General features: G+C 68.8%; 6 protein-coding genes. 1 reads left to right on the forward strand and 5 read right to left on the reverse strand.

Annotation, left to right across the window (positions count from 1 at the left end; all coding sequences use genetic code 11):
- Window positions 1-173 precede the first annotated feature (173 nt).
- The 3 genes from DBV14_RS04310 to DBV14_RS04320 all read right to left on the reverse strand — a co-directional run bounded on the left by DBV14_RS04310 (window position 174) and on the right by DBV14_RS04320 (window position 3413).
- Entirely contained in the window at window positions 174-1562 is a 1389-nt protein-coding gene (locus tag DBV14_RS04310; RefSeq protein WP_124457970.1) for a tripartite tricarboxylate transporter permease, read from the reverse strand.
- Window positions 1559-2020, reverse strand: a complete 462-nt coding sequence (locus DBV14_RS04315) for a hypothetical protein (RefSeq protein WP_124457971.1) — start codon at window positions 2018-2020, stop codon at window positions 1559-1561. Before DBV14_RS04315 ends, DBV14_RS04310 begins: the two co-directional genes overlap by 4 nt.
- Window positions 2021-2126: 106 nt before the next feature.
- Window positions 2127-3413 carry a hydroxymethylglutaryl-CoA reductase, degradative gene (locus DBV14_RS04320; RefSeq protein WP_124457972.1) on the reverse strand — a complete coding sequence of 429 codons (1287 nt, stop codon included), beginning with the start codon at window positions 3411-3413 and terminating at the stop codon, window positions 2127-2129.
- Between the two features lie 137 nt (window positions 3414-3550).
- Here DBV14_RS04320 and DBV14_RS04325 point away from each other — a divergent pair, with 137 nt between their 5' ends.
- Entirely contained in the window at window positions 3551-4939 is a 1389-nt protein-coding gene (locus DBV14_RS04325; RefSeq protein ID WP_124457973.1) for a PLP-dependent aminotransferase family protein, read from the forward strand.
- 46 nt (window positions 4940-4985) lie between these two features.
- Here DBV14_RS04325 and DBV14_RS04330 read toward each other — a convergent pair whose 3' ends face one another.
- Both DBV14_RS04330 and DBV14_RS04335 read right to left on the reverse strand, forming a co-directional pair.
- Window positions 4986-5768: a crotonase/enoyl-CoA hydratase family protein gene (locus DBV14_RS04330; RefSeq protein ID WP_124457974.1), complete on the reverse strand. Its 783-nt coding sequence runs from the start codon at window positions 5766-5768 to the stop codon at window positions 4986-4988.
- A 91-nt stretch (window positions 5769-5859) separates the two neighbouring features.
- Window positions 5860-7668: a feruloyl-CoA synthase gene (locus DBV14_RS04335; protein ID WP_124457975.1), complete on the reverse strand. Its 1809-nt coding sequence runs from the start codon at window positions 7666-7668 to the stop codon at window positions 5860-5862.
- Window positions 7669-7718: the final 50 nt, after the last annotated feature.

The raw sequence follows: 7718 nt of genomic DNA on the forward strand, positions 1-7718 counted from the left end.
TGGTGTACCGCTGATCAACGACCACTCTGATGACGCTCACGCGGATGGTGTGCTCTGCGCAGCGAAATAAAGGAGGAGCGAAGCGGGGGACATTCGCGGAGCAGAGCACACCGTCGGCGTGGGCGTCGCCCTGAACAGCAGCGTTCCGAGCGGCAGATCCAGCGAAGGCAAAACTACGAAAACGCCTTGATCACAGCAGGCACGGTCAACACAGCCGTGTAGTACCCCATGAACTGAACCCCGGTGTTGAACCCGATGGCGCGCGACAGCAGCCCGCCGAGCAACCCCATCGTCAGGATCACGAGCAGCCCCAGCAGTTGGCCTTCCCACACGCTGATCACCACGATCAACCCCACGAACGTCGCGATGATCGCTTCGTGGCTCACCTTGCGCGACACGAACAGCGCTGCGCGGCGCGCGAAGTTCATCGTGAACGGGTAGGCCACCAACGCAGCCAGCACCACCGCCAGCATTCCGTAGCCCAAAAACTCCCAGTGGTTCAGCAGGTTGTGCAGGTTGTGCGTCTGGCCCGTTGCTGAATCGATGGTGAACACCGGCGGTGCATTGAACAGCGGTGCCGCCGGGCCGGCTGCCACCGGGCTCAACGGCAGGCCGATGGCGATCAGCGGGATCAGCGCTTCGGCGATGTACGTTGCCTCGGTCACGCCATTGCGCGCGGCCAGCGTCGTCGTCAGCCGGTGGTACGCATGCTTGATGCGCGAGCCCACCAGCTCGCCCAGCACCACCGTCATCGCGACCGGGCTGAAGACGAAGGTGGCGCTGGAGATCGTGGCGGTCGCGAAGGTCCACTTCACCTGCGTGCGGTCGAGCACCTTGAACGGGTTCGGAAAGTAGCCCGTCCAGCCCTTCACGTCGGGCGCGAGCGAGAAGGTGCGAACCTTGTCGCGCTTCATGCGTGCACGCGCCGCAGGCGAGATCACCGAGAACAAGTCGGCCACCAGCGGCCCGATGGCAATGCCCAGGAAGTAGCTGATGCTGAGCTTCACGCCGTACTTGCCGGTGAGCGCCTGCAGCGCCACGATCACCATCACGAACGGCACCAGCGTGGCCACCGAGGCCCAGCGCCCGCTCGAGAAGTAGGCAATGGCCACCGCCGCGACCACGAAGATCCACGGCGCCGCCTTGGTGATGGCCGCGCCGTACGGTGCCAGCAGCACCGCGAACAGCACGGCCAGCGGCACCGCGATGAAGGCCGCGATGATCGCGCCCGACACCATCTTGCGCAGCGCGATGTGCGGCACGCCCAGGTTGCGCAGCACGTTGGCGTCCTGCAGCAGCGGCGTGGCCATGGTGTCGCCCGGAATGCCGAGCAGCGCGGTGGGCACCGCGTGCGTCATGTGCTTGGCCACGGCCGCCGCCAGGAAGAAGGTGAACACGCCTTCGGGCGGCACGCCGAGCAGCACCACCAGCAGGGTGAGCGGCGCGAGCGTGGTGGTTTCGTCGGTGCCCGAGACGAGGCCGATGGCCGCGAACACGATGGCGCCGACAAGGCCCATGCCGGTGGCGACAAGGATCTGGTTGAACAGGGCGGCTTCGATCATGGTGCGGCTCCTTCGGTGCTGCCCGAGGCGCGAGCGCGGGGCTTGTGCGACGCGAACAGGTCGTAGATTTCAAGCTCCTTCATCTCGCGCACCACCGATGGCGGCAGGTCGGCCACCGAGCCCAGGTCGCCGTGCTCGCCGGCCAGCTCGGCCAGCACTTCCTCGCGCCAGCGCGGATCGGGGTCGGTGCCTTCGACCACCTCGCGCTTCGGCGCGAAGAGCTTCGCGCAGATCACTCCCGAGACGACGCAGCCGCCGAGGCCCGCGAGCATGGCGTAGGCACGTGCCAGCTCCGGCGTGCTCACGACGCTGGCAAGCACGCGGCTCGCCACGAGGTAGCCCGCAAGGCTCACCGCCACGCCGATGACGATCGACCAGGCGAGATGCCCCAGGTCGGCCGTGTCGCCCCATATCTCCACCAGCCGCCAGCGGGCGGGCGTTGCACTGTCTGCGTTCATTTGTCGTGTGTCTCCGTCTGTGGTTGTGTGACGGCCGCGCGTGCGGCCGCCGCGGTATCGGCCGCGGTCCGTTGCGCGGGGTTCTCCCGCTTGGTTTCTGGTGTGCCTACTTCTTGCGCAACGCTCCGAGCAGCGCCACGGCGCGGTCGGTGCGCACGTCGTGCTCCGCAGCCATCTGCTTTGCGATGCTGTCGATCTCGTCGCCCGTGGCGCCCGCGACCAGCGCGATGTTGCGGGCATGCAGCGCCATGTGGCCGCGCTGGATGCCTTCGGTGGCGAGCGCGCGCAACGCACCGAGGTTCTGCGCCAGGCCCACGGCCACGGCGACTTCGCCGAGCTCCTGCGCCGACTTCACGTCGAGGATCTTCAAGGCGAGCCGTGCGAGCGGATGCGTCTTCGTCGCGCCGCCGACCAGGCCCACCGGCATCGGCATCTCGATGGTGCCGACGAGCGCGCCGGTGTTGTCTTTCTCCCAGGTGGTGAGCGAGGTGTAGCGCCCGCCGCGGCAGGCATACGCGTGCGCGCCGGCTTCGACCGCGCGCCAGTCGTTGCCGGTCGCGACGATCACCGGATCGACGCCGTTCATGATGCCCTTGTTGTGCGTGGCCGCGCGGTAGGGGTCGATGGCCGCGAAGGTGTACGCGTCGATCACGCCCTCGACCACTTCTTCGCCGCTGCGCTCGCGTGTCGCCAGCACGGACGGTGCAAGGCGCACGCGGGCGCGGGCCAGCCGCAGGTCCGCCAGGTTCGACAGGATGCGCAGGCGCACCGTGCCGCCCGTGAGCTTTTCGACCAGCGGCGACACCGCCTCGGCCATGGTGTTGACGGTGTTCGCACCCATGGCGTCGCGCACGTCGACGATCAGGTGCATCACCACCATCGCGCCGCGCGGCGTGTCGCCGAACACGTGCACCTCGATGTCGCGGCAGCCGCCACCCAGGCCGATCAGCACCTTGTCGCGGCTGTTCGCCACGGCCAGGATCTCGTCGCGCGCACGCATCAATGCGAGCCGCGCGCCGTACGGGTCGGTGATGCCGATCAGCTGCACCTGCGCACGCATCAGCGGCCCGGTGCTCGATGCCTCGAAGCCGCCGCCTTCGCGCGCCAGCTTGGCCATGAAGGAGGCGGCGGCCACCACCGACGGTTCTTCCACCGCCATCGGCACCAGGTAGTCGCGGCCGTTCACGGTGAAGTTGCCGGCCACGCCCAGCGGCAGCTCGAAGGTGCCGATCACGTTCTCGACCATGCCGTTGGCGCGGTCCACGCTCAGCGCGCCGGGTTGCGCGAGCAGCGCCACTTCGTCGTCGGTGAGCGATGCGGCCTGCGCGATGTGGGCAAAGCGTTGGGCGGGCGTGAGCGCGCGGAAATTGGGAATGCGGGAGTCGGCGACCATCGTTGCTTGTCTCTTCGGAAGATGAATTCGGGAGCGGGCAATTTAGGTCGGCTGTACCGCCGGCGGAAGGCACAGTTTGTCGGGACAGTGCGGACAGTGGCACGCAAAAGCGGGGCGCTGTGTCACAGTCGGCGCCCATGACTTCCATCGCAGATTCGCTCGCAGACACCCTCGCGCGCCAGATCGCCAGCGGCGCCTACAAGGCCGGCGACAAGTTGCCTTCGCTGCGCGAGCTCGCGCAACTCCACCACTACGCCAAGAACACCGTCGTGGCCGCGTTCGAGCTGCTGGTCTCGCGCGGGCTGGTGGAGCCGCGCCGCGGCTCGGGCTACTTCGTGCTGCCGCAGAAGCAGGCGGCCCGGCCGGCGGAAGAAGACGCCGGCAGCCTCGGCCGCGCCATGGACATCGTGTGGCTCATGCGCGAGCAGCTGAAGACGCAGCCCGACGCCATTGCCGTGGGCGACGGTTTTCCGCCGGTCGAATGGCTGGCCGACGTGCGCCTGGACAAGTACCACCCGAAGGTGGTGCGCACCGGGCTGGGCGCGCTGTTCCGCTACGGCAGCCGTTTCGGCTATGCGCCGCTGCGCGACCACCTGGTGCGCAAGCTGGCCGACTTCGGCATCGGCGCCGAGCCGCGGCAGATCGTGCTGACGCACGGCGCCAACGAGGCCATGGACATCGTCATCCGCTACTTCGTGCCGCCCGGTGGCAAGGTGCTGGTGGACGACCCCGGCTACTACCCGCTGTTCGGCAAGCTCAAGCTCGCGGGCGCGCAGATGCTGGCCGTGCCGCGCCTGGCCGACGGGCCCGACCTCGACGTGCTGGAGCAGTTGCTGATTGCCGAGCGCCCGCGCCTGTTCTTCACGCAGTCGCTGGCGCACAACCCGACGGGCTCCGACATCTCGCCGGCCAAGGCTTTCCGCGTGCTGCAGCTGGCGCAGAAGTACGACCTGCTGATCGTCGAGAACGACCCGCTGGCCGACTTCAAGCCCACGGCCTTGCCGCGGCTCTCGGCGCTGGACCAGCTGGAGCGCACCATCTACATCGGCAGCTTCTCGAAGTCGTTCTCGGCCGCGTTGCGCGTGGGCTTCATTGCCTGCGGTGCCGACCTGGCGAGCGACCTCGCGGACCTGAAGGCGCTGATCCACGTGAGCAGCTCCGAGTACTGCGAGCGCACGGTCGACGTGATCCTCAGCGAGGGGCACTACCAGCGGCACCTCAACCGCCTGCAGAACCGGCTCGGCGAAGCCACGCGCAATGCGCTGAAGCTGTTCGACACAGTGGATGCCGAGGTCTTCGCGCGCAGCCCGCAGTCGCTCTACATCTGGGCCGCGCTGCCCGGCGTGGACGACTCGCTGGCCTTCGCCCGCGAGCTGCTGCCACGCAAGATCGTGATGGCGCCGGGGCGCATCTTCAGCGTCGACTCGACGCAGGTGTCGCGCTGGTCGCGCTTCAACGTGGGCGCCATGGCCGACCCGCGTTTCGCGAAGGCACTGCGCACCGCGCTGCGGCGGCGAGGGGCCTGACCGACCTTCGTGAGTCGCGCGAGCTTTCGCGAAGCGGCTTACGGGTTCAGCGCTTGAATTCGCCGTGGCGCCCGGCGCCGTCGGCAAAGCGCGCGGCACCGCCCTGGCCTTCGGAAAAGACGATCGGCACGCCCTGCGCACCCTCGCGGCGCAGCGCCTCGGCCAGCGGCAGGTCCCACTGGCCGTAGGCGGAGTTGCGGTCGGCCAGCATGCATTGCTGCGGGAACGCGGCGATCTGCCGGGCCAGTTCCTGCGCGGCCGCGAGCGCGCCGCCGGGCGGCGTGACGCGGTTGACCAGGCCCATCGCCAGCGCTTCGGCGGCGCTGACCGGCCGGCCCGTGAGGATCATGTCGAGCGCGCGGCCCATGCCCACGATGCGCGGCAGGCGCACCGTGCCGCCGTCGATCAGCGGCACGCCCCAGCGGCGGCAGAACACGCCGAGCACGGCGTCGTCGTCGGCCACGCGCAGGTCGGCCAGCAGCGCGAGTTCGAGCCCGCCCGCCACCGCATAGCCGTTCACCGCCGCAATCAATGGCTTCGACAGTGCCATGCGCGTCGGCCCCATCGGCCCGCTGCCGCCGCCTTCGGGGTCGAGTTCGTTGCGGCGCGCGGGGTCGCCCACGGCGGCCAGGTCGGCGCCGGCGCAGAAGTGGCCGCCCGCGCCGGTCAGCACCGCCACGCGCAGCGCGTCATCGGCCTCGAAGCGCTCGAAGGCCTCGCGCAGTCCTGCCGCCACCACGCCATCGACCGCATTGCGCTTGTCGGGCCGGTTCAGCGTGATGGTGCAGACCGTGCGGTCGACGTCGTACGTCACGTATTGCGTTGCCATGTGGAAGTCCTTTCGAGGAAAAATTACATGGTTGGTCGTTCATGGCCATCGTAGACGCGAGTCGCTGTTGCCGGCTGTTGCCTGACGCGCTTCAGCGCAGGCGCACCACCTGCGCATCTTCGGCCGCACGCGCATGCAGCCGCGCCACCTCGGCCGCGCGCCGCGTCAGCACCGCACGCTGGTTGATGTAGCCCTTGTCGGTGATTTCGCCCGCGTCCAGGCTGGGCGGCTCGGCCAGCACCAGCGCGCAGGCCGGGCACTGCGACGAACCCGCGCCTTCGTCGCGCAGCGCGCGCAACACCCCGGCGATGCGCTCGCTCATTGCCTCGGGCGACAGCGCGGCGCCTTGCGGGCTGGCGAACACCAGCATGCCGATCTCGTCGCGGTCGTGGCCGGTCAGCACCACGTCCTGCACGTGCGGCGCCAGTAGCGACACCAGCTTCACGCGCAGCGTGCCCACCGACACCCAGGTGCCGGTCGACAGCTTGAAGTCTTCGGCCACGCGGCCGTTGAAGATCACGCCGTGCGTGGGCTGCGCCGGGTTGGCCAGAAAGCCGGCATCGCCGATGCGGTAGTAGCCTTCTTCGTCGAAGGCCTCGGCGGTTTCTCGCGGTGCGTCGCGGTAGCCCGGAAACACCGACACGCCCTTGACGCGCATCTCCAGCTTTTCGCCGTTGGGCACGAACTTCAGTTCCAGCCCCGGCAGCGGCGCCCCGATGCAACCGGCGCCCTCGAGCTTCCAGTGCGCGGAGGTGATGGCGGGCGACGTCTCGGTCGCGCCCCACGACGTGGTGAGCCACAGCGGCCGCGCCGGCCGCACGCGCCGCGCCACCGCTTCGAGCCGTTGCCACGTGGAGGGCGCGAGCGCCGCTGCCGCATAGAAGGCCAGCCGCAGCCGCGAGAACACCTCGGTGGCCAGCGCGTCGTCGGCTTCGAGAAAGGGCAGCAGCATGTCGAAGCCGCGCGGCACGTTGAACAGCAGCGTGGGCTTGACCTCGCGCAGGTTGCGCACCGTCTTCTCGATCAGGCCCGGCGCGGGCCGGCCCTCGTCGATGTAGAGCGCGCCGCCATGGCACAGCACCATGTGCAGGTTGTGGTTGGCGCCGAAGGTGTGGCTCCACGGCAGCCAGTCGACCAGCACCGGCTTTTCCCGCGAAAGAAAGCGCCACGTCTGCGCCATCATCTGCTGGTTGGCGCACAGCATGCGGTGCGTGTTGATCACCACCTTGGGCTTGCCGGTGGAGCCGGAGGTCAGCAGGTACTTGGCATGCGTGTCGGGCAGCACGGCCGCGAAGGCCTGCATGACGGCGGGCGTTTCCTTCGCTGCCAGCAACTGGTCGAAGGCCAGCGCGCCGGGGTGTGCATCGGCGTTGCGGCTGAACACGGTGACGGCCTCGATGCCGCTGCCGACGAGCGAAGCGCCATACACCTTCGCATCCGATGCATAGACCAGCCCCGGCTGCAGTGCCTGCAGCATGCCGTGCAGCCGCGACGGATCTTTTGCCATGCGCGAGTAGGCGCTGGACAGCGAACAGGCGGTGCGGCCGATGTGCATGGTGGCGAGCATCAGCACGGCGTGGTCGATGGCGTTGTCCGAGAGGATCACGACTGGCTTGCCCGCGGGCAGGTTCAGGTCGAGCAGGCTTTGAGCCACCGCACCGACGGCCTGGCGCAGTGCGCGGTAGTCGAGCTTGCGCCAACCTTCGCAGCTGTCGTCACGCTCCGCGAAGGCCAGTGCGTCGGGGGTTTCGCGTGCCCAGCGTTCTAGCCATTCGCCTATGCAGCGTGCGTACGGCTTGAGCGCCATTGGCGAGCGCAGGGCGAAGGAGCCGTCGTCGAAATCGATGCGGACTGTGCGGGGTGGGGCGATCCGGGTTTCGTCTTGCAGGAAGTCGGTCATTTCAGGGTTCCTTTTGTTCGGGGCGCGTACACAGGACACCGGGTGCTTCC

Source organism: Variovorax sp. KBW07 (assembly GCF_003852515.1).
GTDB lineage: Bacteria > Pseudomonadota > Gammaproteobacteria > Burkholderiales > Burkholderiaceae_C > Variovorax.

Bases quoted from the DNA above. Each gene is read 5' to 3' on its own strand.
- DBV14_RS04310 (WP_124457970.1), bottom strand. From the start codon at position 1,562: ATGATCGAAGCCGCCCTGTTCAACCAGATCCTTGTCGCCACCGGCATG.
- DBV14_RS04315 (WP_124457971.1), bottom strand. From the start codon at position 2,020: ATGAACGCAGACAGTGCAACGCCCGCCCGCTGGCGGCTGGTGGAGATA.
- DBV14_RS04320 (WP_124457972.1), bottom strand. From the start codon at position 3,413: ATGGTCGCCGACTCCCGCATTCCCAATTTCCGCGCGCTCACGCCCGCC.
- DBV14_RS04325 (WP_124457973.1), top strand. From the start codon at position 3,551: ATGACTTCCATCGCAGATTCGCTCGCAGACACCCTCGCGCGCCAGATC.
- DBV14_RS04330 (WP_124457974.1), bottom strand. From the start codon at position 5,768: ATGGCAACGCAATACGTGACGTACGACGTCGACCGCACGGTCTGCACC.
- DBV14_RS04335 (WP_124457975.1), bottom strand. From the start codon at position 7,668: ATGACCGACTTCCTGCAAGACGAAACCCGGATCGCCCCACCCCGCACA.